Origin of the sequence: Streptomyces sp. NBC_00582 (assembly GCF_036345155.1) — a bacterium.
Classification (GTDB): domain Bacteria; phylum Actinomycetota; class Actinomycetes; order Streptomycetales; family Streptomycetaceae; genus Streptomyces.
This window is the reverse complement of record NZ_CP107772.1, coordinates 6,096,595-6,119,596: the sequence shown is the minus strand read 5'-3', so window position 1 is coordinate 6,119,596 and position 23,002 is coordinate 6,096,595. Positions and strand designations below refer to the sequence as shown.

The 23,002-nt window shown below is 71.4% G+C and carries 34 protein-coding genes; 1 reads left to right on the top strand and 33 read right to left on the bottom strand.

Going from position 1 to position 23,002, the window contains the following annotated elements; genetic code table 11:
- Positions 1–10: 10 nt before the first annotated feature.
- From OG852_RS27580 to OG852_RS27465, 24 genes are all read right to left on the bottom strand, one after another.
- The gene (locus OG852_RS27580; RefSeq protein ID WP_330349279.1) at positions 11–865 is read right to left on the bottom strand and encodes a phage distal tail protein; all 855 of its coding nucleotides are present in this window, start codon (positions 863–865) and stop codon (positions 11–13) included.
- Between the two features lies 1 nt (position 866).
- A complete protein-coding gene (locus tag OG852_RS27575; RefSeq protein WP_330349278.1) occupies positions 867–4,415 on the bottom strand; it encodes a phage tail protein in 3,549 nt (1,182 codons plus the stop codon).
- 14 nt (positions 4,416–4,429) lie between these two features.
- The gene (locus OG852_RS27570) at positions 4,430–4,585 is read right to left on the bottom strand and encodes a hypothetical protein (protein WP_443064660.1); all 156 of its coding nucleotides are present in this window, start codon (positions 4,583–4,585) and stop codon (positions 4,430–4,432) included.
- Positions 4,558–5,073, bottom strand: coding sequence for a hypothetical protein (locus OG852_RS27565; protein WP_330349276.1), 516 nt, complete (start codon positions 5,071–5,073; stop codon positions 4,558–4,560). The genes OG852_RS27570 and OG852_RS27565 overlap by 28 nt, the downstream gene beginning before the upstream one ends.
- A gap of 91 nt (positions 5,074–5,164) precedes the next feature.
- Positions 5,165–5,731 (bottom strand): phage tail protein, encoded by a 567-nt coding sequence (locus OG852_RS27560; RefSeq protein WP_330349275.1) that lies wholly within the window; start codon positions 5,729–5,731, stop codon positions 5,165–5,167.
- 33 nt (positions 5,732–5,764) lie between these two features.
- Positions 5,765–6,067 carry a hypothetical protein gene (locus OG852_RS27555; RefSeq protein WP_330349274.1) on the bottom strand — a complete coding sequence of 101 codons (303 nt, stop codon included), beginning with the start codon at positions 6,065–6,067 and terminating at the stop codon, positions 5,765–5,767.
- A complete protein-coding gene (locus OG852_RS27550) occupies positions 6,064–6,516 on the bottom strand; it encodes a hypothetical protein (protein ID WP_330349273.1) in 453 nt (150 codons plus the stop codon). Before OG852_RS27550 ends, OG852_RS27555 begins: the two co-directional genes overlap by 4 nt.
- Complete coding sequence (locus OG852_RS27545) at positions 6,516–6,995, bottom strand: HK97 gp10 family phage protein (RefSeq protein WP_330349272.1); 480 nt, start codon at positions 6,993–6,995, stop codon at positions 6,516–6,518. The genes OG852_RS27550 and OG852_RS27545 overlap by 1 nt, the downstream gene beginning before the upstream one ends.
- On the bottom strand, positions 6,995–7,618 hold the full coding sequence (locus OG852_RS27540; RefSeq protein ID WP_330349271.1) for a hypothetical protein: 624 nt from the start codon (positions 7,616–7,618) through the stop codon (positions 6,995–6,997). The genes OG852_RS27545 and OG852_RS27540 overlap by 1 nt, the downstream gene beginning before the upstream one ends.
- Positions 7,619–7,681: 63 nt before the next feature.
- The gene (locus OG852_RS27535; RefSeq protein WP_330349270.1) at positions 7,682–7,969 is read right to left on the bottom strand and encodes a hypothetical protein; all 288 of its coding nucleotides are present in this window, start codon (positions 7,967–7,969) and stop codon (positions 7,682–7,684) included.
- Positions 7,970–7,971: 2 nt separating this feature from the next.
- A complete protein-coding gene (locus OG852_RS27530; protein ID WP_330349269.1) occupies positions 7,972–8,205 on the bottom strand; it encodes a hypothetical protein in 234 nt (77 codons plus the stop codon).
- Positions 8,205–9,500, bottom strand: a complete 1,296-nt coding sequence (locus OG852_RS27525; RefSeq protein ID WP_330349268.1) for a phage major capsid protein — start codon at positions 9,498–9,500, stop codon at positions 8,205–8,207. The genes OG852_RS27530 and OG852_RS27525 overlap by 1 nt, the downstream gene beginning before the upstream one ends.
- Positions 9,501–9,687: 187 nt before the next feature.
- On the bottom strand, positions 9,688–10,347 hold the full coding sequence (locus OG852_RS27520) for an HK97 family phage prohead protease (protein ID WP_330349267.1): 660 nt from the start codon (positions 10,345–10,347) through the stop codon (positions 9,688–9,690).
- Positions 10,344–10,703, bottom strand: coding sequence for a hypothetical protein (locus tag OG852_RS27515; protein ID WP_330349266.1), 360 nt, complete (start codon positions 10,701–10,703; stop codon positions 10,344–10,346). Before OG852_RS27515 ends, OG852_RS27520 begins: the two co-directional genes overlap by 4 nt.
- 2 nt (positions 10,704–10,705) lie before the next feature.
- Positions 10,706–10,963 carry a hypothetical protein gene (locus OG852_RS27510; RefSeq protein WP_330349265.1) on the bottom strand — a complete coding sequence of 86 codons (258 nt, stop codon included), beginning with the start codon at positions 10,961–10,963 and terminating at the stop codon, positions 10,706–10,708.
- Positions 10,964–10,965: 2 nt separating this feature from the next.
- Positions 10,966–13,296: a phage portal protein gene (locus tag OG852_RS27505; protein WP_330349264.1), complete on the bottom strand. Its 2,331-nt coding sequence runs from the start codon at positions 13,294–13,296 to the stop codon at positions 10,966–10,968.
- Between the two features lie 8 nt (positions 13,297–13,304).
- Positions 13,305–14,654 (bottom strand): phage terminase large subunit family protein, encoded by a 1,350-nt coding sequence (locus OG852_RS27500; protein ID WP_330349263.1) that lies wholly within the window; start codon positions 14,652–14,654, stop codon positions 13,305–13,307.
- Complete coding sequence (locus tag OG852_RS27495; RefSeq protein ID WP_330349262.1) at positions 14,651–15,076, bottom strand: hypothetical protein; 426 nt, start codon at positions 15,074–15,076, stop codon at positions 14,651–14,653. The genes OG852_RS27500 and OG852_RS27495 overlap by 4 nt, the downstream gene beginning before the upstream one ends.
- A 254-nt stretch (positions 15,077–15,330) precedes the next feature.
- Positions 15,331–15,792 carry a hypothetical protein gene (locus OG852_RS27490; RefSeq protein ID WP_330349261.1) on the bottom strand — a complete coding sequence of 154 codons (462 nt, stop codon included), beginning with the start codon at positions 15,790–15,792 and terminating at the stop codon, positions 15,331–15,333.
- Between the two features lie 130 nt (positions 15,793–15,922).
- Positions 15,923–16,069 carry a hypothetical protein gene (locus OG852_RS27485; RefSeq protein WP_330349260.1) on the bottom strand — a complete coding sequence of 49 codons (147 nt, stop codon included), beginning with the start codon at positions 16,067–16,069 and terminating at the stop codon, positions 15,923–15,925.
- Positions 16,070–16,152: 83 nt separating this feature from the next.
- A complete protein-coding gene (locus OG852_RS27480; RefSeq protein WP_330349259.1) occupies positions 16,153–16,458 on the bottom strand; it encodes a hypothetical protein in 306 nt (101 codons plus the stop codon).
- A complete protein-coding gene (locus OG852_RS27475) occupies positions 16,458–16,967 on the bottom strand; it encodes a hypothetical protein (RefSeq protein WP_330349258.1) in 510 nt (169 codons plus the stop codon). Before OG852_RS27475 ends, OG852_RS27480 begins: the two co-directional genes overlap by 1 nt.
- Positions 16,968–16,975: 8 nt before the next feature.
- A complete protein-coding gene (locus tag OG852_RS27470; RefSeq protein WP_330349257.1) occupies positions 16,976–17,122 on the bottom strand; it encodes a hypothetical protein in 147 nt (48 codons plus the stop codon).
- A 3-nt stretch (positions 17,123–17,125) separates the two neighbouring features.
- Positions 17,126–17,944, bottom strand: a complete 819-nt coding sequence (locus OG852_RS27465) for a DUF2637 domain-containing protein (RefSeq protein ID WP_330349256.1) — start codon at positions 17,942–17,944, stop codon at positions 17,126–17,128.
- Positions 17,945–18,133: 189 nt separating this feature from the next.
- Between OG852_RS27465 and OG852_RS27460 the strand changes: the two genes are divergently transcribed.
- Entirely contained in the window at positions 18,134–18,391 is a 258-nt protein-coding gene (locus tag OG852_RS27460) for a hypothetical protein (RefSeq protein ID WP_330349255.1), read from the top strand.
- A 52-nt stretch (positions 18,392–18,443) separates the two neighbouring features.
- Here OG852_RS27460 and OG852_RS27455 read toward each other — a convergent pair whose 3' ends face one another.
- The 9 genes from OG852_RS27455 to OG852_RS27415 form a co-directional block, all read right to left on the bottom strand.
- On the bottom strand, positions 18,444–18,659 hold the full coding sequence (locus OG852_RS27455; RefSeq protein WP_330349254.1) for a hypothetical protein: 216 nt from the start codon (positions 18,657–18,659) through the stop codon (positions 18,444–18,446).
- 21 nt (positions 18,660–18,680) lie between these two features.
- Entirely contained in the window at positions 18,681–18,884 is a 204-nt protein-coding gene (locus OG852_RS27450) for a hypothetical protein (protein WP_330349253.1), read from the bottom strand.
- On the bottom strand, positions 18,881–19,033 hold the full coding sequence (locus OG852_RS27445; protein WP_330349252.1) for a hypothetical protein: 153 nt from the start codon (positions 19,031–19,033) through the stop codon (positions 18,881–18,883). The genes OG852_RS27450 and OG852_RS27445 overlap by 4 nt, the downstream gene beginning before the upstream one ends.
- Positions 19,030–20,313, bottom strand: a complete 1,284-nt coding sequence (locus tag OG852_RS27440) for a hypothetical protein (RefSeq protein ID WP_330349251.1) — start codon at positions 20,311–20,313, stop codon at positions 19,030–19,032. Before OG852_RS27440 ends, OG852_RS27445 begins: the two co-directional genes overlap by 4 nt.
- Complete coding sequence (locus OG852_RS27435) at positions 20,310–20,642, bottom strand: hypothetical protein (RefSeq protein ID WP_330349250.1); 333 nt, start codon at positions 20,640–20,642, stop codon at positions 20,310–20,312. The genes OG852_RS27440 and OG852_RS27435 overlap by 4 nt, the downstream gene beginning before the upstream one ends.
- A complete protein-coding gene (locus OG852_RS27430; protein ID WP_330349249.1) occupies positions 20,639–20,845 on the bottom strand; it encodes a hypothetical protein in 207 nt (68 codons plus the stop codon). Before OG852_RS27430 ends, OG852_RS27435 begins: the two co-directional genes overlap by 4 nt.
- A 62-nt stretch (positions 20,846–20,907) precedes the next feature.
- Positions 20,908–21,522: a WhiB family transcriptional regulator gene (locus tag OG852_RS27425; protein WP_330349248.1), complete on the bottom strand. Its 615-nt coding sequence runs from the start codon at positions 21,520–21,522 to the stop codon at positions 20,908–20,910.
- A gap of 48 nt (positions 21,523–21,570) precedes the next feature.
- A complete protein-coding gene (locus OG852_RS27420; RefSeq protein WP_330349247.1) occupies positions 21,571–22,116 on the bottom strand; it encodes an Lsr2 family DNA-binding protein in 546 nt (181 codons plus the stop codon).
- The gene (locus OG852_RS27415; RefSeq protein WP_330349246.1) at positions 22,113–22,976 is read right to left on the bottom strand and encodes a helix-turn-helix domain-containing protein; all 864 of its coding nucleotides are present in this window, start codon (positions 22,974–22,976) and stop codon (positions 22,113–22,115) included. The genes OG852_RS27420 and OG852_RS27415 overlap by 4 nt, the downstream gene beginning before the upstream one ends.
- Positions 22,977–23,002: the final 26 nt, after the last annotated feature.

Sequence of the window (23,002 nt, the reverse complement as noted above, 5' to 3'; positions counted from 1 at the left end):
GGCCTCCTCTCTACAGGCTGGTGTCGCGCCAGGTAGCGGTCAGGGTGGACGTCTGGCCGGGCGCGCCCGGCAGGGCACTGCCGCGGTAGGCCAGTTCGTTGGAGCCGGGCGCGAGCAGCGGCCACGCCGAGCCGCCCCGCACCCACGAGCGGCGCTGACCGGTGCCCATCAGCAGCACCGCCCGGGTCCGGGTGTCGATCAGCAGGTACTCCCCCACGTTGAGGGTGGCGTCGATCGTGAGCGTCCCGCCGGTAGTGACCTGCTCGATCGACGGCGACGCCACCGGACCGTCCAGGCGCAGCACCGGGTACGCGGGCGAGGAGCCGCCGTTGTACGCGCTGATGCGGCCGGCCGTGCCCGCGCTGCCGTACGTCCGCGGGTGCGTCCACGGGTACGTGCGCCCGGACGACGGGCTGTACGCCGTCGTGCTCGCGGTCTTCTCCGTCAGCCCGTACAGGTACGGGTCCGCGCAGTACAGCTCCAGCGCGGCGTCCCCGATCGACCACAGGTACTCGGCGTCGTACGGCAGCGACCGCTTGCGGACCTTCGCGTAGACGAGGGTGTCCTGATCGAGGAACTGGAGTGCGGCCGGTTCGGCCTGCGGCTGCGTCGCCGTGCGCACCGCGAGGGTCAGCGCCCGCAGGTTGTCCGGGCTGCTGCCCCGGATCCCCAACTTCAGCTGGATCACCCGGGCGCCCACGTAGTCGGGGCCGGTGTACTCGCCGTGCTGGCCGGGCCGCTCGATGTCCTCGGTCCTGATGTCCGGCAGATCATCGAGACCCTCGATCGCCGTGACGGTGTATGACGTACCGGGGCCGAAGGTGAGCGCCCCCCACTGGATGCGGCCGAGCCGCTGCTGCGCCATCTCAGCCCCCTACCAGGCCCTGCCACGACAGCGCCCGCAGGATGCCGTCGGGGCTCGCCTCGCTGCCGTACAGGTTGAAGGTGTTGTTCTGGTCGCCGCGCCCGGCCGCGCCTCCGTAGACGGCGGCGATCTGCCCGGCCGACGGCGTGGACGCGAGCGCGCCGCCCACGCCCGAGGCCGCGTCGAGGACACCGCGCGCCGTGTCCCGCGCCGCCGCGATCACCCGGCTGGCGTTCGCGAGGACGCCGCCGCGCCAGCCCTCCATGTCCATCACGCCGATGTCGCGGAACGCACGAGACGGGGACTTCGTCTTGTGCACGGACTTGACCGTCTTCAACATCTGCTCGGCGATCTTCTTCATCTGCTTCTCGATCGCGGACTCCTGCGACTTCAGCCCCGCCACGAGGCCCTTCGCCGCCTGGATGCCGGCCGAGTACAGGGCGTCGCCCACCGTGTTGCCGGTCGCCGTCGCGGACTTGGCGAGCTGCGCCTGAAGGTCGTTGATCTGCTTCAGCTGCGCCGGGGTGGCCTTCGCGAGCGCGGCCGCCGTCGCCGCCCCGCCCTCAACACCCGCGTCGGCGATCTGCTGAAGCAGGTCCGAGCGCAGGCCCGCCTTGCGCAGCGTGGCGATGTTGGACTGGAACGCCTTCGACGCCTTGAGCGCCTGCTGGAGCCCGACCGTGATGGAGGTGACGCTGTTGACGTCGCCATGGCCGGTGGTGATGTTGGCCTCGGAGAGGATCCCCGAGGTGATGTCGGACGCCACCTTGGACCGGGCTTTGACCAGGTCATCGAGCTTCTTCTGCGCGGCCGTCAGCTTCTTGAGGACCGCGTCGCGCTTGGTGACTTCCTTCTGGAGTTCAGCCGTGGCCTGCGCCAGCGCCCGGCCCACGCCCGTCTTGGTGTTCGCGGGCAGCGCCTTGGTGATGGACTCCAGCTTGGACCGCAGCTTGGCCGTCGTCTGGTCGATGCCCTTGATGAAGCCCTCGATCAGGAGCCGACCGGCCGGGGTGAGGATCTTGGCGTCCTTCTGCTTCGGGCCCTTCCAGTCCGTCAGCTTCGACGTGAGGGCCTGGAGCTTGGACTGCACGGCGGCGATCTTCGACTCGATGCCGTTGATGAAGCCCTGGATCAGGCTGGCGCCCGCCGAGTAGAGCCGACCGCCCAGCCCGGCCAGTGCGGACTGTGCCGCGCCCGGCAGCCCCCGGATCCTGCCCAGAGCCTCGGACACCTTCGAGGAGATCGCCGCCACCAGACGGCTTCCGCCGGCCGACGCCGCGCCCGCCAGCGCCGGAGCCAGACCCGACAGCGCCGACAGGGCGCGCCCCGGCATTCCCTTCAGCCAGTTGATCGCCGTGCCGACAGCGGTCCCGATCTGCGTGCCCAGCCGCTGCGCGTCCCGCACGACGGCGCTGACCACGCTGGACACCAGCGCCTTCGCTGTGTTCCACGCCCCGGAGAAGTCGCCCTTCAGCAGGGACGTCACCACCTGGAGCGCGGGCACCACGATGCTGTTGATGTACCGGGCGAGCCCGTTGGCGAGGATCCCGGCGAGGCCTCCGATCAGCCCAATGAGCGGCTGGATGATCGGCATCAGGCCGGTCATGAGACTCAGGACCAGGTCGGCGACGGACTGAAGGACCGGGGCGAGCGCCCCCACGAGCGACCCGAAGGACTGGCCCATGGTCGCCAGCGACGGCCCCATCTCCGTGAGGAGCTGCCCGAGCAGGGTGAAGGCCGTGACGAACTGGCCTGCGATGAGATCCACCAGCGGCTGGATGATCCCGGGGAGCTGCGCCAGGATCGGCCCGAGCACGGACATGAGGATCGTGGAGACCTGCTGCACCACCGGGGCGAGCGAGGCGAAGATCCGCTGCACGCCGTCGAGCAGCGGGGTCAGTGCGGGCAGCAGCGCCGCCACCAGCTGACCGATCACAACGAGCAGCGGGGAGCCCGCGGTTACGAGCGCGCCGATTGCGCCGGCCGCCTGCTGGAGCACCGGGCCGAGCGCGGCGATGATGGGCCGCAGTCCGTCACCGAGTGCCTTGATGAGGGTCTGCACGGGTGGGCCGAGCGCGGTGATGACGGGGCCGATCGCGGCGAGGGCCTGCCCGACGAGCGGGGCGACGGTGGCGCCGAGGGTGCCGATTGTGGTGAACAGGGTGCGGAGCGCGTCCTGCACGCCTTTGGTGTTGACGATCCGCGCCAGCTCGCCGGTGATGTCCCGCAGCACGGTGATCAGCCCGCCGCCCCCAGCGGGCACGGCGTTGAAGATCCCGCCGACCACCTTGAAGACGTTCGAGCCCACCGTCATCAGCTGGCCGAGCAGGTCCATCGCCCGCTCGATCGCCTGCTGCATCGCGCCCGACTCGAACGCCTTGCCCAGCCTGTCACCGATCCGGGCCGCGGCGTGCGCCGCACCGTCCGTCAGCGACTCGAAGGACGGCCCGGCCGCCGCCGCCACCTGACCCAATGCCGTGACCACGACGCCCGGCACCCCGGACAGGTTGCGCAGGCCCCGGCTCGCCGAGCCAAGCGCCTTGCCCAGGGTCCCGGACTCGCCGAGGTCCCGGGCCGCGCCGAGCACGCCGGCCGCCATGTCGCCCAACGCGGTAGCTGTGTTCAGCAGGTTCGTCCGCAGCACCGGGAGAACGACCTTGCCGGTGCGCTCCAGGTTGGCGGCGAGTCCGCGGAATACCTCGTCCTGCACGTCCTGCTGCAACTCACGCAGGGCGGGCGCGGCATCGTGTACGGCCTCGGCGAACTTGCGGGCCTCGGGCGACAGCTTGTCCAGCGCCTTCGAGAAGTCCTCGGCCTTGCTGGGGTCCAGCGCGGCCGACAGCGCGTCGTCCATCCCGACCGCCGCCAGCTTCACCGTGCCGGACGCCAGCTGCACCGCAGCCATGCCCGTGACCGCGACACCCGCGGCCGGCGCGACGTTCTGGAGCGTCGACACCACCGAGGCGAGCAGTGGCACTGCCGCGCCGAACCCGGCCGCGACCTTCCCGCCCATGGCGGCGACCCCGCCGAGCGATCCGGCCAGCCCGCCGAGGCGGCCGAGGATCCCGGTGAAGCGGCCGAGGCGGTTGACGCGGTCCTCGTCCACGTCCACGTCGATGTCGACGTCCGTGTCGTCCACCCGGCGGGCGGCCTGCCGCAGCTCCTCCAGTTGCCGGGCGGCGGCGGCCGTGGCTGCGCGGACGTTGACGTTCGGGTGCTCGTCGCCGATCCGCTGGAGGTGCAGCTCCAGCTGCTCCAGCTGGCGCAGCGCGTCGGGGACGGAGATGTCCACGCCGATGCGCTGCGCGTCCAGTTGCGCAAGCTGGCGGTGGACGCGGGCGAGGTCCCGGTCCAGCGGGTCGGAGTCGCCGTCGATGGTGACCTGCGGCAGGTGGCGCAGCAGGTCATCGAGCTGGCGGTGGATGCCGTTGCCGAGCGCCGAGCCCATGGCGGAGCCCTGCCGGGACGCGTCCGCGACCGCGCCGGACACGCCGTCCAGGTTGACCGCGAGGTGCGACACCAGGTTCGGGAGGTTGATGTCGTCGGCCACGGGTCACCTCCTCGTCAGACGCGGGACATGGCTGCCATCTCGAGCAGGCCGGGTCCTGCCGTGGGCTGGGGCTGGGATCGGTTGCCGCCGGTGGAGTGGGCGGCCTGGTGCTCGTTGGCCAGCGTCATCAGCTGGCCGAGCGTCATGTCCCAGAAGGCGTCGGGAGAAATGTGGAGGGCACCGACGGCGAAGTAGTAGAGCTGAGACCAGGGGAAATCGTCTCCACCGTCGCCCCGGTCGACTCCGGGGCCTGGTCGTTTCCCAGGGTCTCCAAGGCCTTGGTGAACGCGGTCTGCCAGGCGTCGACGTACTCGCCGAGGCGGCCCGGGTGGAGCAGGTCCGCGAGGTCCGCGCCGTCCGTGCGGCGCCGGTACGTGATGTCGCCGGAGACCTTCCGCTCGCCCTTCGCGTCCTGGTGCTCGCGGAAGTGCGGCTCGAATCCGCCGGGGCCGAGGCAGCCGGCGCCAACGAGCTGGACGATGGGACCGTACGCGGCGCCGTTGCCGGTGATGTCGATCGCGTTCTGCACGGCGATGACGGACCCGTAGCGGGCCTCCAGCAGGGCGATGGAGCGCATCGGGTAGCGCAGCGCCACGGTGGTGCCGTCGGTCAGGGTGATGCTCGCGCCGCTGGCGAGCAGGTCGAGTCCTGCGGTCATGGTGGTGTCCCTACGTGAGTGCCGGGGTTCGGCCTGCGGATGAGGGGAGGACCGGGCGGGCGCGCTGAGCGGGACGCGCCACGCCCGGGGATCAGGCGATGGCGGCCGCGGTCTCGTTGAGGATGATCGACAGCCACTTGTCGTTGGCGAGGAGCGGCTCCGCGTTCGCTGTGAACGAGGCGATGCGGTAGTCCTCTTCGGCGAAACCGAGGTCGGGGAACCCGGCCAGGGTCAGCTTGTGCAGCACGACGTGCAGGTCACCGCCCACGATGTCGACACCGCCCGTCGGCGTGACGCCCTCGATCTTGAATGGGGGCAGGGTGGCGCCCGCGCCGGTGAGGTCGTACGTCGACACCTCGGTGGAACCGGTGCCGGAGTCGGTGACGGTGCCGCCGAGGATCGCCGCCAGCACGTCCAGCGACAGCTTCGCGTGCGTGACTGCCACCTGGATGTTGGACACCGAGGAGTTCGACGCCAGCAGGGTGTTGTCGCCGCGCAGCTGCTTCGTCTCGACGTCGCCGGAGATCTCCAGCGACTTGATGCCGGGCACGTCGATGAGCGTGCCGTACGTGGCGGAGCCGCCGGCCGGGTCGGCGGTCAGCGGCGCGATCTTCGCGTCCTTGATCGCGTAGACCTTGGTCACTCGGGAGATGGCCATCGGGTGTTCCTTCCTGGTGCCGGGGTCCGGCCCTTACGAGGCGGGGGGAGCGAGAACGGGGGTCGGGGGCGGGGACTCGGCAGACGGCTCGGGCGCGGTCTCCTGCGGGCAGCCCGGCAGCACGGGTGCGGGGCCGGCATCCTGCGGGACGATCAGCCCGTCCACCGTCCACCAGGTGGTGCCGGGCTGGTCATCGGTGTCGTGGACCGCGACCGCGCCGTGCTCGATGCCGAGCGCGCCGATGCGGGTGACGACGGCACCGGGGGCGGCCGGCCAGTGCGGGCCGAGGGCGACGAGGACGTCCTCGCGCTGCATGTCGACGTGGGTGATCCTCACGCGGGGGTCACCTCCTCGCGCAGCAGCTGGCGCAGGACGGTGACGGTGATGGAGTGCCGGACCTTGTTGTCCGCGATGGGGATGCGGTCGATGTCGCCGACGAGGACGGCCGTGACCTTCGCCGGGTGGGCGGGCAGCGCGCAGCCGTGGAGGCCGTGGGCGATCGCCTCGGCGAGCCCGTACCGCTCGGTCACCTTGGTGGTGGTCGCGCCGGTCTTCACCCGGGCCTGCTGCACGAGGTCGACGATGACCGTCTCGCGGATGGAGACTTCGGCGTCGGGGTCGCCGAAGTCCCCGTTGGCCCGCAGATCGCGGGCGGCGGGGATGCCCTCTTGGACGACGATGTACGGCTCGGCCTGCCCGGGGCGCGGCCCGTCGCGGAAGACCGGGACGCCGAAGGACAGGGACTCGATGCGGGCTTTGATGGCGCCCGCGGTGCTGGCGGCCATCAGCGCCGTCCGATCTGCGAGGCGTGCGCCCGCCAGTAGATCGGCGTCAGCTCGATCGCCGGACGCAGGAACGGGCGGGCCGCGCGGGCCTTCTGATGCACCTTGGGCACGGGGTGGCGGGCGCCCGGCCAGAACAGCGCCTTCTTCCCGCTGTCCTTGCGCGGGAAAATGTCCACCGGGCCACGGCCGAACTCGATCGCTGCGGCGTAGTTCACGTTCGTCCCGACGACGTAGCCGAGCTGCCGGCCGCCGCCCTCAGTGCGGGAGACGATCGAGGACCGCAGCCGCCCGGTGTCGACCGGGGCCCGGCGGCGCGCCTCGTTCTGCACGTCCATGCGGGTGCGGTCCACGGCCCGTGCGACGTCGTCCGACATGCGGCCGAAGTAGCGGCGCAGGCCCCGCTCGTACTCGCGGGTGTTGATCGTGGCCGACAGCTGCGTCCTCATCCGCACCGGCACCGACCGTCGTACGCGCACCATCACACACCTCCGATGAGCGACGGGCCGCGGTTCAGGTAGGTCACCAGTAGGGCGTCTGCCTGCGTCGATCCGGTCGACGACGCGGGGGCGACGACGTCCGACGGGTCGTCGTCGGTGTCCTCGATGGCGACGTTGTTGCCCTCGTCATCGACCGTGATGGTGGGGTCCTGCTCGGCGTCCGCGTCCGACGGCTTGGCCTGCGCCTGGAGGTGCGCGGCCAGGATCGCGTTCGCCTGCCCCACCAGCAGCGGCGCAGCGTCGTACCCGAAGGACCCCGACACCTTCACCTGCTCGGCGCCCCACCGGGACCACAGCCCCTTCCAGCCCCCGTTGTACGACTCGGCCCCCACCACCAAGTCGTCGTATCCACCCCACGCGAGATGCACCGCGTCCACCTGGCCGAGGACCGAGGAGGAGGTGACGCGGTACGCAGACGACGGGATCACCGGGCCGTCGTCGGCGTTCAGCACGGGGACGACGCTGGTCACGGTTCGGATGCGGCGCGGGAGGATGACCAATCCCCCCGCGCCGACATCCGCCACCACCACCAGGTCAGTTGGCTCGAATACCTGCTGCGTGTAGGCGTCGATCCGCTCGCGGCCAGCAGCGATCCACGCGGTCACCTCGGCATCGGTGCCAGTGCATCCCGCGTCTCGCGCAGCCTGGTCGGAGCAGTACGCCATGGGTCAGCCCTCGGCGCTCTCGTCGGCCTCGGCCGCGTCCAGCTCCTTCTTCACGCCCTCGGTGATCAGCCCACCCTTGGCGACGATCAGCCGGGCGTAGCCGCCGGGGTGCTCGTGCAGCGCCGGGCCGACCTGCTCACCACTGCCCGCGGAGTCGAGGGCGCGGAACACGTCGGCCGGCGCCTGCTGGCCGACCGCCCAGCCCTCGCCGCCCGCGTACTGGCGGGTGGAGACGACGGCCGCGTTCGGCTGCTCGTCGGCGGTGTCGTCCGCCTTCTTGCGAGTGACCATGATCAAGAACCTCCGATGACGCCGCGCGTCCGCAGCGCGGCAAGCAGCGCGTTGTACGCGACCGTGACGGCCGCGAGGTCGGCGAAGTTGCCGGACTGGTTGTTGATGACGGGCTTGGTCGACCCGTCCATGAGCGCCGGCGCACTGCCGACCACCCGCATCACCTCGACGTCTTGGCCGTCCGTGCGGGCGGCCGTCGACTTGGTGAACGTGACCTGCTTGACGACGCCGCCCATTACGGAAGCGCCGCAAACGTGATCTTCACGAACGCTGCGGGCGTGTGCACCGCGACGTTCGCCCGGCGCTCGGCGAGGATGACCAGCGTGTTCGCGGTGAAGTAGTCCGCGTGGCTGTCGGTCATCAGGATCGTGACGCCCTGCCGCTCCCACAGCGTGGCGCCGACCCGGAACCCGCCGAGGAGCGCCGTGCCGGCCGCCATCGCCACCGAGGTGACGACGGTCAGACCCCAGATCCGCATGGGCGCACCGGAGTCGGTCACCGAGGTGATGACCCGGAACTGGCCGTTCGCGTCGGTGTCCAGCTCGACGTCCTGCCAGTCGAGCGGGTTCAGCACGATCGCGTCCGGCGGGTACAGGGCGAGTTCGCCCTGCGTCTTCGCCTTGCGGATCGTGATCAGCTTGCTGTCGGTGTTACCCGAACCCGGCTGGTAGGTGCCGATGCCGGAGGTCGTGAGGATCCCCTGCATCTGCGTGGTGCCGTTGCCGGTCAGGATCTCCCGGTCGAGCTTGTACTCCAGGCCGTACGTCAGCCTGCCGTTGATGTAGCCCATCAGCTGGCTGTTGTCGTCGGCGGCCTGCCTCGTGATCGGCACCCAGTGGGCGACGGTCTTGAGGGTGGTGGTGATCAGGTCGAAGGTGAACGGCCCGCTCTTGGGCTTGTCGCCGCCCTCTGCCACGACGGCCGCCGCGTTCCACGTGGACTGAGGGCCGGACGTGTCCCGCATGTACTCCAGCGTGGTGCCGTCGCTGGTCTGCCTGTCGAGCAGGTTCGCGATGAGCAGGGGGAAGTCGGGGTTCTGGGGGATGATCCCCGGGACCCGGGTGTTCTGCTGGGGCTGCGTGGTCGTGGTGACCGTGCCGGACGGGGCCGCGCGGAAGTCGGCGCCCTCGACGCTGAACTGCCCGCGTTTGCCGTTGGCCCGGAAGGTGGCCAGGGCCTGCGACCGGACGAACGCCTCGGCGACGGTCAGCGGGTGCGGGTTGCCGTGCTCGTCGGGCTGCATGCCCGGCTCGGTGCGGCGGGTGTCGGGCGCCGGGTCACCGGCGGGAAGCTGCGCGGCCTGGAGGGCGCGGAGCCGGGCGTCCCGCTGGTTGGCCTGCTCGATCTGCGCGGTCACCTGGTCCGCACGCTGGAGCAGCTCGGCGACGTCACCGTCGTAGTTGGGATCCGCGAGCAGGCGGGCGATCTCGTCCCGCTGCTCGGCCAGGGTCGGGGCGCCGCCCTTGATGGGGTAGATCGGTCGGCCGTCCTTGCGGCGACCGATGGGGCGCACCTTGGCGAAGTTGCCCATGGTGTTCCTTCCGGCCTGTGGACGGCGTGCAGCCGCCCATGCGTCATGGGGTGCTGCGTCCGTCTGTCACGGCCGGTGGAACGCGCCCGGCAAAGGCACTGGGCTTTTACGTCCGGTCAGTGCGGCCCGGATGGGGGGAGAGTAGATCGACTCGGGGTGTGCGTGTGGGTGGGGGCTGCAATCCGCGTCAGCGGGTGCCCGCGGTCTGGAGGCGCAGCAGTGCGGCACGGCGGGCCCGCTGCTGCATTTCCACCTCGTGCGCCAGCGCTGAGTCCCGGCCGCGCTCACGGTCGTACTCGGCGAGTCGCTCGGCAAGGGTCGGCTCACCGGTCTCGGTGTAGAGCGCGCCGAGGGCGGTGCGCACGGTCTTCAGCTTGGAGCCCGGAACGGCCGCCATGCGGGCGGTGATCTGCGAGACCTCGACGAGGCGCGCCGACCGGATGTTCTCCAGCACGTCCGCGCGGTCCTCGTCGCCCATCTCGGCCAGCTTCTTCCAGTCCGGGAGGTCCGTGCGCACGAATCCCACGGACAGTTCGCGCGCGCTGCCGGACCGGGCCATCGCCCGCTTGTCCCGTCCGTCCTGGGTGTCGTCGTACGCGCCCGCGATGTGGAGCAGGGTGGGCTGCTCGTCGGCACGAAAGGTGCCGATGGGCGAGTACGGCGAGTGCATCCACAGGTAGGCGTACGCACCCTTGTCGATGCCACGCTTGAAGACGCCCGGGTGGAACGTCGTGCCGTACGAGTCCTTCTTCCCGTACTGGCAGGCGACGCCGTCGAAGGTGCCGTCCTGCCCTTCGTCGACTCGAAACTCGTGCGTCTCGAAGACGCGAAACTCGATCTCGGTCATCGCGCGGATCCCTTCTTCGCCGCTTCCTGTGCGGCGTGCTCGCGGTACTGCTCGGCGACCGCGTCCATCAGCGGCCGGTGGGCGGGGCTGAGGTTGGGGGCGTAGCGGTACACCGCCGTCGTCCCCTTCATGCCGTCGTACTCGTACGTGACGCGCGGGTCGTGCGCCGGGAACGAGAGCGTCTTGGGGAGGTCGCCGTTCGAGTCCGGGCGGACTGCGCCGCGGTGCCCGTCGTACGGGCCGCGCCGCACCTCGTGCAGCGGGATGTCCGGCGGCCGGTACGCGTCCTTGTACTGGGGGTACTCGGCGGCCTGGAGGACGCACGCAACCTCGCCGCGCAGCAGGGTGGCAGCCATCGTCAGGACTCCTCACGCTCGGGCCAGTGCCACGTGCCGCCCTCGCGGCCGACCTCGGACTGCATGATGCCCCGGTCGGTGAACGAGGTGTCGGGCAGGAAGACGGTCACGTCGACCGGGACGGCGATGTTCGCCTTGGCCCCCTCCGAGACACCTGGCGGGTAGTCGCCGACCTCGGTGATGATCGCTGCTCGGCAGACCGGTTCCCCGGTGGCGCGGCTGGTGTAGTGGACGATCTGGCCCACGGTGGGTTGGGGCATGGTCAGGACTCCTCGAACTCGAAGGTGAGTGCGCACCGGCACTGGATGGACTGCGCGGCCGGGGCGGTCGGATCGGCCGGCCACCGGGACTTGGTGAGGGTGAACCGCTTGTTCATCGCGGCAGAGCGGCCGTTCTCCTGCCGGTGGGTCTCGCGGGTCCGCTGGTCGGCGGTGGCCAGCCACGTCTTCGTCGTCGCGCCCGCGTCCAGCGCGGAGAGGAACGCGGCCTGGTTGTAGCCGCCGACGGTCTCGGTGCGGGCGATCATTGTGGCGCGGTAGTCGCTGAGGTTGGTGAACACCCGCTGGAGTCGGGCCCGCAGCTCGGCCACGCTCTCGCCCTCGGCGACGCCGTGCGCGAGGATCTGCGACCGCAGTACCTGCTCGGTCGTAGCGGTCACCTGCCCGGCCAGCTCCTCGATCCGGGCGTCCAGCGCGTCCGTCACGGTGGGCTCGTCGAGGTCGAAGTCCGCGGTGATGCTGGCGCCTCCGCGCTTCCATGCCCGCTCGACGAACGGCCGCAGCGCCTTCGCCGTCTGGCGCCGCCAGTACCCGCCGTCGAACAGGTCCCGCACCTTGATGCGCTCCTCCCACCCCTCCGGCCCCGCAGCGACGTCCATGTCCGTGAGGCGCGCGGCCGGCACCTGCTCGGGGTCGGGCGCGGCGAGGACGAGCTGCTGCTCGCGGGCGAGGGCGCACGCCTCGGTGCGCACCTCGGCGATCCATGCGGCCGACCGCTCGGGCTTCTTCATCAGCCGGTCGAAGTCCCGCAGCACGCGGTCGCGCTGCTCGCGGGCGAGGGCCTGCACCGCGCGCCGGCCTACGCCCTCCAGCTCGTCGTACGCAGCGTTGATGTCGGCGAGCGAGGGCGACGACGGGGTGTCGTCGGCGCGCGTCAGCTCCGTACGCTGGGGCGTTGGACGGGCGTCTGCCTGCGTCGGAGCCGCGCCGAGGAGACGGGCGAGGGCGGCCTCGACGGCCCGCTCGACGACGGCCCCGACGTCCGGCGACGACGGCTGAAGACGGGACCAGTCGACATCCCACGACCGTGCCTCGTCGGTCCCGGCCGCTCCCTGCACGGGGGCGAACTGCGCCCGGTACGGGGTCAAGGTGTTCGCGCCGATCCCGTTCGGCAGCGGGTCGTAGCCCAGCTCGGCGCGCGCCTCGTCAATCGTCAGCGTGTCCGAGTACACCGACGCCCGGGTCCGGTTGGCGACGGAGTCCTGCGAGTCCTGGAGCGCGTCCACCCCGGACAGATCGAACGTCGCTTCCTCGGCATCCGAGGGCAGCATGCGCAGGTCGATCTCGCTGGACACCATCTCCAGCTTGGGCTTGATGGTGTCCGACCACAGCGTGGCCTTCGCGGCGGTCCGGTTCTCGTACGTGGTTCCGCCGAGGAGGTAGTCCCGGGGGACGCCGAAGGCGAGCATGACCTCGTCGGCGTTGGCCACGCGCGACTCCAGGTACTCCATCTCCTCGGCGGTGAAGGTGAGCCGCTCGTAGCCGATGCCCTTCCCGCCGGCCTGCCCGCCGCCGCCCGGGGTGCTGCGCACGAGGAGGGTCTTGCCCGCGTTCTCCGGGCCCTGCATGCTGCTGCGCCACGCGGCCTTGACCGCCGTGAACTCCTGCTCGCCCATGTCGCCGAGGTAGACGACGCCAGTCGGACGGGCCCCGTTCTTGTAGGACTGGCGCTGCCACTCGCGGGCGAACGCGTCCATGTCCACGGCGTGCCGGGCGGCCTTCCACGGGGCGAGGCAGCCGAGCGGATCGAACGGGTGCGGGTAGCGGAGCCAGAGCATCTCCTCGGGCAGCACCGGGACCTGCGTGCCGTCCGCGCGCCGGATCATGAACCCGACGATGTTCGCCGTCGTCGGCCGCTGTCGGATCGGCTTGTCGACCACGACGTCGACCTGATCGAACACGAGGTGCATCTCAGCGACGTCGCCGAGGCCGGTCTCTCCACGGTCCTGCCACACGAAGGACTGGCCGGCCAACTCGGCCTGCATGAACAGCAGGTACTTGAGGGCGCGGGCCGACATGTTGTCGTTTGGCTTCTTGTTGAACAGGTGGGCGACGTCGTGCCCCTCGATGAACGAGCCGTCCGGGCGGGCCACTTCCAGGGGCACGCTGCTGGCGTTGCTGGCGATGGCGTCCACGCACCGGTACGCCACGGCGCTGTTGGAGAACCCGCGGGCCTCGGCGTCCAGCGACAGGGTGAGGGACTGCTGGCCGCCGATCGAGGCCACGGTGATCGGCATGCGGTCGCGCAGGGTGTCGAGGCCGATGGCGCGCTTCTCGGCCGCTCGGCTGAGGGCCCGGTTCCTGTACTGGCTCACTGGTCCTCCTAGGCGACCGCGGCGAGGTTGCCCGCGGGCGCGAGCATGAGATGAGTGAGGGCCCACACGTACGCGTCGAGCCGGTCCGGGGAGTCGTCGCCGGGCACCCACGTGACGAGCTGCTCCTCCAGCTCGGGCAGGCTGCCGACGACGTGGGCGCTGCGCTGGTCGGTGAGGGCGGCGACGGGCTCGGCCCGGGTGACCTTGCCGCGCGACGCGGTGACGGTCTGGTAGTTCACCGTGGGGTCGATCTGCCTGATGACGGTGCCGATCCACTCGCCGCCGTTGTTGACCTCGGCCACGATCGCGTCGGCCCGGTGCTTGTGGTACGCCCGGATCGCCGTGCGGGCGGCCTCGATGGGCGGCATCCGCCCGGACAGATCGTCGAGGGCGTAGCCGTGCTGGCGGGCGAACCCGTTGCGGTCCGGGATGTACGCGGCGCCCCGGCCGGCCACGATGATGCCCATCTCGTCGGACTCGTCGTGGCTGGTGGCGGCGGGGTCCATGGCGACGACGACGCTGGCCAGCGGGGGGACGGCGCCGACGCGGGCGGCGTCGAGTCCGTCCCGGGACCAGAGGGCGCCCTCGATGTCCTCCAGCAGGACGCCGTCGAGTTCCTGCGCCTCGGTGCGGGTGCCTGCGTACTTCCGGATCAGGTGGAGGCGCTGCTCCTCGGGCAGGTGGATCGCGTCGCGGGTCCGGCCGCGGGTGACGATGACCTTGTCCGAGCGGGTCAGCTCGATCAGCTCGGTGCGCGGCTTGGGCGTCGTGCTGCCGATGTAGTGCGGGTTGTCGCCGAGGCGCAGGCCCATCTCGGAGTGCGTGATGGCTTCCTTCAACCGGCGCTGCGCGGCGACCTCTTCCATCCAGACGAGGCACCGGTTACCGCCGGCGCGAAGGCGTTCGACGTCGTCCGGTGTGTGGCTGCCGAACAGCTTGGCCTCGGCACCGTTCGGCCAGCGGGCGAACGTCCCGCCCACCGTGGTGCGGAGGACGACGCGCGGGTCGTGCGCCTTCAGCCCGGACGGCCCGTTGACGCAGGCCTCCACAGCGTCGCCCTGCGTCGGGGCAATGATGGCCATGCGGTGGCCGCCGCGCAGCCGCGGGTCGCACGGTGGCCCGTTGACGTGGGCGACCATGTACCGGGCGCAGCCGTCCGTCTTGCCGGTGCCGCGCCCGCCGAGCTGGAGCCACCAGCCGAGGGTGGGCACCTCGTCCGGGGCGACCTGCCACGGGTACGGCTTCCACTTCCCCCATCGCTTCTGCCACAGCCGGTCCGCGAGTTCCTGCTCAAGCAGCTCCAGCTCGGCCGGGCTCATCCCGGCGAGGCGCGCGTCGAGGTCGGCGGGCGCGATCATGCGTCGTCCAGGGCGGCCAGCTCGTCGGCGAGCGCCTTCACGCGGGCGGTCATCTCGTCGGTGACGGTGACGTTGTGCTTCACCGGGGCGTACAGCCCGAGCAGCTTCGCCTCGTGGTCCATCGCCCGGATGATGGCCTCGCCCGCCTTCGGGGCGTGCATGCCTCCGGCGCGGACCATCGGCATCAGTCCGTCGATGACCTGCCGGCAGGTGGCGAGCTGCTCGCCGACGTACGCGCCGAACGCCTCGGTGGCTTCCTGGTGGAGGCGGGCCCGGCCGCGCTTCCAGGCGTTGTAGGTGTTCTTGACGTCGGCGCCGATGCGTTCGGCGATCTCGCGGAACTCCAGCCGGTCGCGGGTGCGGAGTAGCATGACCTCGTCCTCGCGCATGCGCGCGATGTCCTCGTTCTTCTTGGTCGCCACTCCGTCACCTCCCTGCTGGGACGGTACGGATTTCGGGCGTCGCAGGATCTTGGGGGCTGCAATCCACAGGGCACGACGAGGCCCCGTCGCTGGTGTGCGACGGGGCCTCTATCGGTGAGCGGGGCGGCAGGGGCCGCTCTTCAGGCTTGCGGCAGCCTTGCCGGTTCATGGGCCCGTAGGCCGGTCCGGTCGCCCATCCCTGAGCGCCGCCCCTTAGTGGGAGTCCAGTGCCCGCAGGCTACACCCGGCCACCGTCAGCAGGCGTCGTACTTCCAGGCGCCGCCCTCCACCGCCCACGGCTGCCCGGTCTGGTCGAACTTCGGCAGCCCCTTCACCTTGTACGAGACGCGTCCCATCTCCCCTGAGACGGTGGCGTGCACGTCCGTCGCCGGGTGGTCGGGCCCGTAGTCCTTCGCGGCCTGCTCCACGGTGGCCGCGAATGCGGCCGGGTCCGCCTTCCCCTTGCAGCGCTTCGACAGGAAGACGTACGCCCCCTCCCCGTCCCCGCCGAAGTAGAGGTCCGTGTACGTGGCTGCGACGCGCTCCAGCTCGACGCCGTCGGGCGTTGTCGGGGTGGCGGTTGGGGTGGCGGTCGGCGTCTCGGCGGTCGTGGGTGCGGTGCGCGGCTTGCTGTCGTCGTCGCTGGACGAGGAGCAGGCCGTGGCGGCGGCGAGCAGCAGGACGGCGGCGAGTGTGGTGGTGGCGCGGGTGCGCATGGTGTCCCCCCTGGACGATGGTGGTGAAGGGGGCATGCTGCCACGAGCGGGACGTGGCGGGGCCCCGCCGCTGGGGTTTTCGACGGGGCCCTGTGACGAGTCTGCTACGGGGGTGTGACAGTCGGGTGGGTCAGGTGCGCGGCTGCTCCTTCGGCGTGCCGGGGACGGGCTTCTTCTCGGGCTTGAACCAGCCGCCCCGCGACGGCTGATAGACCGTCTCGTGCCCCTTCAGCCGGGGGTCGTCCTTCTTGATCGGTTTCGGGAATCCGAGTGCCATGATGGGCGCTCCGTCTCTTCGTTGGGATGGGACCGGGGCGGCCGGACGTCTTGGCGGATGGCGGCCGTCCCGGGGCTTGTGGGTTACTCGCCGGGGATGTCTTCACGGACGGGGTACAAGATCAACAACCCCTCCCCCGGCCCCTCTTGGATCCGGTCGATTTCCCCCGTCTCACCTGCGAGGACAGTGCCCGTGGAGGGGGGTGGGGGAGGGGTGGACGAATCGGACACACGGCGCGCGGACCGGTACAGGGCGACAGTCCCGGCGAGCACCACACCGAGGACACCCACCGCCTCGTCGACCGCGAACAGGACGGCGACCAGGACACCGCCGAGGACGACCAGGACGCACGCCCCGGCCGCCCGCGACGGCTCCTCCTCGGCCGCCATCACAGGACTCCGTAGAGAGCGCCGCCGAGCCAGTTCGCAGCCGTGGCGAGCGGCACTGCGGCGAACCCGGCGATGCCGGCCGAGGTGCCCAGGGTCATCCCGCACCAGGCACCGCGGCTGATCGCTGAGCCGTGCTTCGAGGACTTCTTCGCGGCCACCGTGACGATCACGGTGAGGATGAGCACGAGGGCGCCGCCGGTCTGGGTGAGGGGCAGGTAGACGATGCCGCCGGCGCGCTGTCCTGCGTCCGTGCCGACGCCCCAGACGAGGGCGACGTCACCGAGCCACGAGGTGATCCACACCGTGGTGCGGGCGGCCCATCCGATCAGCCCGCCGATGCCGAGGACGGTGAGGGCGCCGTACGCCCACGAGAGGATGAACGGCAGGAGCGCCGCAGCATGACGGACCGGGTCTTTCTGGAGGGGCTTGAGGCCGGGCCACCAAGAGGTCAGGAACCAAGCGAGGATCATGAGGCCGACGGTGACACCGCCGATGGTCACGTACGTCACGGTGGGTCCTAGCGGTACATGGCCACGCCGAGCGCGGCGAGGGTGAGGATGAAGGCGCAGGTCCCGGTGATGGGCGGGACGGTGCGGACGTCGACCATGCAGAGGCCGAGGACGGCGGCGACGGCCGCGAGCGGGAAGAGCACGGCGAGCAGCACGGCTCAGCCAGCGCGGTGCAGCGGCGAGGGACGGGCGGGCAGCTCGGCGAGGTGCGGCTCGTGCTGCTCGATCTCCTTGCGGAGGACGCCGCGCAGGGTCGACGGGCCGGGCGCGACGAGGTGTGCAGCTTCCAGCGCGGTCTTCATCTCGCCCGTGGTCGGCCGGAACCCGGACTCGTACAGGGGGCGCAGGATGGCGCAGCGCGGGTCGGTGTACCGGATGGCCGGTCGCTCCGATCGCTGCTCCTCGGCCTTAACTTCGGGCGCGAAATCTTCACGGGCCTCGGCGGCCGGGAGCGCCGGCGCCTGCTCGGGCATCGGGGGCACCGCCAGCTGCTCGGCGCGCTCCACGGTCACGGCGACCGGGGCCGGGGCGGAGACCGTGCGGTTGCCGAACCACAGGTGCAGCTGGCGCATGAGCGCGCCGAACGCCAGCAGGGCGGCGACCGGGGGGACCGCGGCCACGACGTACTGGAGCGCGGGGGCGCCGGTGCCGACGCCGGCCACGTTGAGGCTGATGGAGCCGAGGGCACCGACCGCGGTCAGGCAGATCGCCCATGGGTCGACGGTGCGCAGGTATGAGGCGCGCAGGATGAGCAGCTCACCGGCGAGGTAGAACAGATCGAGGACGGCGGGCCACGCCCAGGCGCGGGCGGGGTCCATGCCGAGCCCGTTGCCCGCAGCGACGTCGTGCAGGTGGTGGTAGCTCAGCCAGAAGGCGATGCCGGTGATGGCGGTGATGATGACGGCGGCGCCGACGGCGAGGCCGAGTCCGCCCGTGGCGGGGGGTGGCGTGGGTGTGGTTGGCTTCTGCTCAGCCATGGAGGTCACTCTCCGGTGGTCAGAGCCTCGGCGTGGATTCGCAGTCCCGTCGGGGCTCGTTCTGTTGTGGGGCGTCGTCGGGCGTCGTCGGCCCGTCCAGACGTACCCAAGGGGTACCCCTTGGAATCCAGAGGGTACCCCTTGGACTGGCGTCTGTGCAGCCCTACGCTCCGGGCGGGAGGTGGCGTGGTGGCTGGTGAGGTTGAGCGGGTGCGTGACGCGCTGCGCGCGCTGGAGGCGATCCCCGATGCCCTGGACCGGGCGGCGGCGTGCGCCGAGCTGCTACGCGAGTGGCCGGAGCTGCACCGGTTGGTGGCGGACGTGCGGCAGCAGGCGGTTCGCACGGCGAAGGATCAGGGCCACACGTACCGGGCGATCGGTGAGCGGATGGGCGTGACTGGGGAGACGGCCGGCCAGATCGCGGCGGGGAAGAACCGGGCGTCGTAGACGCGACGACGCCCCGTCGTCCGGGTGGGCGACGGGGCGTTGACGTGCGTCGTCAGCGAGCGGTGCCCCTGATCGGGCGCTGAATCCAGGCGTACGCCTCGGCAAGATCCTTCAGCGCGCCGGCCGCACCGACGGACGCGGGGTCGTCCGCCCACTCTTCGGCATGCTTCTTGATCGCCTTCAACAGGGCTTCAACGGTCTCGCTGGACAGGCTGTCGGCCATGTTCACCTCGGTCTGGTCGTGCTGGTGGTGCAGGTTGGGACGCATGGGGCAAGGCAGACGGTTCCGTCAGGCGTCCGTCTGCTGCTCCGCTGCGGGCGGGTTCGGGCAGGGGCCGGGCACAGGCCCGATGTAGACCGCGGTGACCTCGCCGAGCGCGATGCCGTCGAGGCTGATGCCGGTGACGCCTTCCAACCGATCGAGCTGCGTAACGCGGAGGCCTGCGCAGTCGGGGCAGAGGTTGAGGTGGTGGATGCAGTCGGCCATGGTCATGCCTCCGTGGTGGGCTGGCTGGCACGGCGTGCTGCGGCCTCTGCTCGGCGGGCTGCTGCTTCCGCCCGGTCGGCGGAACGGTTGGCGTCGCGGAGTGCCCACGCGATCGCGGCTCCGCCGAGGACGGCGAGTACGAGGGACCAGGTCATCGCTGCTCCTTGGTGGTGGGCTGCTCGGTGCCGTCAAGGGCGGCGGAGGCCGCCGGGCTCTCAACCCGGCCGCGTGCCTCCGCGTAGAGCCGGGTCGCGTGCTCGCCGATGTGCGCGTACTTCTCCTCCGTCGTGTGCCCGTCCCACTGCGCGCGGCTGTCGTCAGCGGGGACGTGCTCCACGTGGGCAAACAGCTCAGCGTCTCGGGGTGCGATGTGCCATGACGCCTGCTGGCCACCGATCCGGAGGTAGAGGATCTGCCACTCGGGCTCTTCCACGTCGAGTGCGGGTGCGATGACCGAGGGGTGCAGGGAGGCAAGCAGCGCAAGGAGTTGCGCCCGCTCGCGGTACGCGCCGTCGCGGTCGGCCTGCGCCTGCTCCAGCTCGCGCTTCGTGTCTCGCCACTGCCGGTTGCGGAGGCGCAGCTGCGCCCACAGGTTCTGGATCGTGGTGGGGTCGCCGCCGAGGGCTCGGATGCCGGTGCGCAGGGTGCGCAGTTCGGTCTCGGCGTTCTCAGCGCGGCGGCGCAGCGTCGTCGTGCGGCGCTCCAGCAGCTTCTTCGTCTCGGCGGTGACCGCGTCGGCCAGCTCGGCTCCGCGCCGTACGGTGTTGGCCTCGATCCCCTCGTCCAGCACCTGCCGCCGGAGCAGCGCCCGCTCCTCGCCGCTGAGGGTGCCGTGTCGGTCGAGGCGATCGAGGAGGTTGAGGAGCGAGTCCCGGCGGCGAGCGATGCGCGTCATGTCCTCGGCGGCGGGGGACTGCTGCTCCTGCTCCCACCGCACGTTGAAGTACGGCTGTGAGGCGTCGGCCTCGGCGCAGGTGAACCCGGGGTGGGGGCCGCGGTGCTCGCAGCGCGCGGCCGGGGCCTCGGCTCCGTCGAGCCAGGGCGTGGGGTCGTTGGACTCGAAGCGGGCGCAGGGCCGGTCGCCGCACGGGCCGTAGTAGGACGGCGGGCAGGTCCGGGTCTCCATGACCCGGCACATGGCGTCGTCGGCCGGGGCGTGCTCGGCGGCGTACCGGCGCTTGGCCGCGCGCACGACCTCGCCGAAGAACTCGGCGTCCTGCCCGGTGAAGTGGCCGCTGCCACGGACGAGGACGGCGGCGCCGTCGACTTCGACGGTGCGGCAGGCGTCGTTGTCGGGCGTCGTCGCGTCGTCGTCGGTGGCCTCGGCGTCCTCGACGACGGGCGTCGACAGGGCGTCGGCGATGCGTCGGACCTGCGTCGTCAGCTGCCGGTAGATGTCGACGACGGCCTTCGCGTCGGGGCTCAGGTTGCTCACGTGGTCTGGTCCTTTCGGGTGCACTGGTGCTCGCCGCCGACCGCCGACCACCACGCCTCACAGCACGGCGTGGTCATCAGGCGGGCGACGGCGGTGTCTTGGGCGGTGGTGAACGGGCGGGCCGCGATCTCCAGCTGCGCGACGGCGATACGGACCTCGGCGCGGCTGAGGTAGTGGTGGGCCGCCGAGGCGAGGAGCAGCAGGGAGCAGGCGGCGAGTCCGGCCGTGTACGGCGGGGCGCCGTGCTGGAGGCTGGCGAGGGCGCAGTGGGCGAGGTAGAGCGCGCCGGCCGCGTAGGCGACCGGCAGCGCGTGGACGAGGCGCCTCACCGGGGGACCCGGATGATGCCGAGGGGTGTGCCGGCCTTCAGCTCTCGGCGGAGGTGGTGGAGGCGGAGGCCGGTGCGGAAGTCGCGGCGGGCGAGTCGGCCGCGGGTGATGTTGGGGAGGGCGCGCCAGCAGGCGTTGCAGATCTGCTGTGCGGGGGTGCGGCGGCCGTCGCAGCCAGGGCAGTTGAGTTCGGGGTTCCGCATGGTGGCTCCTTCACGGGTGTGGCGGCGGGCGTGGCGGGTGATCGAGGCGAGGACGGCGGCCATCAGCCGGCCAGGGCGAGGGGCTGTGTGGCGATCTCCGGGCCCCGCGTGATCTCCGAGGGGCCGGGCGCCGCGAGAGGCGTGCGGGGCCGCTGAGACCGTCGCCGCGCCCGCGCCTGCCGGTTGATCGCCTGCTGCGCCAGATACGCATCCCGGCAGTCCGTGCACGGCGGCTCACTCAGGCTGCGGTGGATCCAAAACCCCTTCGAGGTCCCGCCCACCTTGTGCTCCACCTCCAGGCGCGCCCGCCGCTCCACGACCATGTGCGCCTCGTGCGCCAGCAGGCACGCGTCGCACGGCTGCTCCCGGTACCCGAAGTGCTGCCGGTAGGCGTCCTCCGAGCCGCACACCAGCCGGATCCGGCCCTGCTCGTCGAACCTCCACGGCCGGCCGTCCCGGAACGAGCGCCGGTCAGCTTCCGTGGTGCCGCCCCACACGCCGGCCAGCTCGGGGTTGTCGAGGGCGTACTGCGTGCACGCCTTCCGGATCGGGCACTCGCCGCAGAGGGCTTGGGCCAAGGCGCGGTCTTCGCTGCGGCCGCTGAACCACAGCTCGGGGTCGGTGGTGCGGCAGGGCAGGCCGGGGGTCTTGGCGGTGAGGGTGGCGAGGCTGGTCATGGCTCCCCCAGGTGAGGTTGGTCGTGGGGCGGTTGGCTGCGCTGCTGCTCAGGCGCTCTGTGGCAGGGAGGAGCGCCAGGCATCGAGGACGCGCTTGGGGATTTGGCCGACCCGCGGGCACTCGATGCCCTGCTCGGCGGCCCATGCGCGCACGGTGCGGGTGTCGTAGTCCCGCGTGGGCGTCTTGCGCTTGGGCTTGGCTGGCGCCAGCTCGGCTTCCCGGGCGCGGAGTTCGGCGAGGCGCTTCTCGAGCAGCTCGGCCTCGGTGGTGATGGCTGTCAGCTCTTGGTCGGCGGCGTGTCGGCGGCGGAGGCCGGTGAGGGCGAGGCGGGCGCGGGCGGCCTGGTTGCGGACGTCGGCGTCTGGGTGCTCGTCGCCCCACTTCAGGAGTTGGCCGACGGGGATGGTCTGCGGCTGTTCGGTGGGTTGCGGAACGGCGGCGAGTGGCGAGGTGGTGGTGGTCGGGGTGGTGGGTGCGGTGGTCATAGGGCCCGGCCTTTCGCTGAGGAGGTGGAGGCGGTTGTGGCGGGCGGCTTCGGGGCCGCCTTCGTGGTCGATCTGGTCGAGGAGTCGGAGTAGGGCGGCGATGGTCATGCGGTGTGCCTCGCGTGGTCGGTGGCGAGGTAGGTCTCGCAGCCGTGGCAGTAGCGGCGGCCGGGACGGATGAGGGGGAGTCCGCAGTCGGGGCCTTGGCAGCGGGCGACGGCGGTCGGCTCGTCGCTGGGCGGCGCCTCGGCGGGGGCGGCTGCCCTCTCGCCTTCACCCGGACTCGACTCGTCTTCGCCGGCCTCGCCCGCGCGGACCTGTGGCTGAGGTTCAAGGCCAGCCATGGTGTGGTCGGTGTGGGGGTCACTACCGGAGGTAGTGGTGGGCTTGGTAGGCGCGTCAGTTGACGCTGTCCGGAAAGCGTCCGTTGACGCTTTCCGGGGGCGTCCATGGACGCTGTCCGGGACCTCGGACCGCGACAGTGGACGCTGTCCGGAACCCCCGCCACGGACGCTGTCCGGAACATCGTCAGTCGTCGCTGTCCGGAACGCGTCCACGGACGCTGTCCGCTCCTCCTCGAACGCCTCCGCCTTCTTCTTCGCGTACGCCTTCCGCTGCCGGGTCTCGGTCATGTGGTGGATGTGAGCGGCCCAGTCGAGACGGCGACCGAGAGGCATGAGCAGCTGGTAGACGGCGGACGCGTTCGGCCGGCGCTTCCGCATGAGGACGCCGACCCCGGTGAGCACCTTCACCGCGCGGGTGACGGTCTCCGGCGAGCAGCCCGCCAGGGTGGCGAGGGTCTCGCGGGAGGGGAACGCGTTGCTCCCGTCCTTGTCGGCGTAGGTGGCGATCCATACGCCGATGCCGACGACGCGGGCCACCTCGGGCGTGTGGACGCGCAGGGCCTCGTCCCGGAGGGCGTTGATCCATGCGGTGCTCACCCACTGCACGCGGTCGTCAGTGCTCAACTCGGTCTTCTCTCAGTGATGTTGCG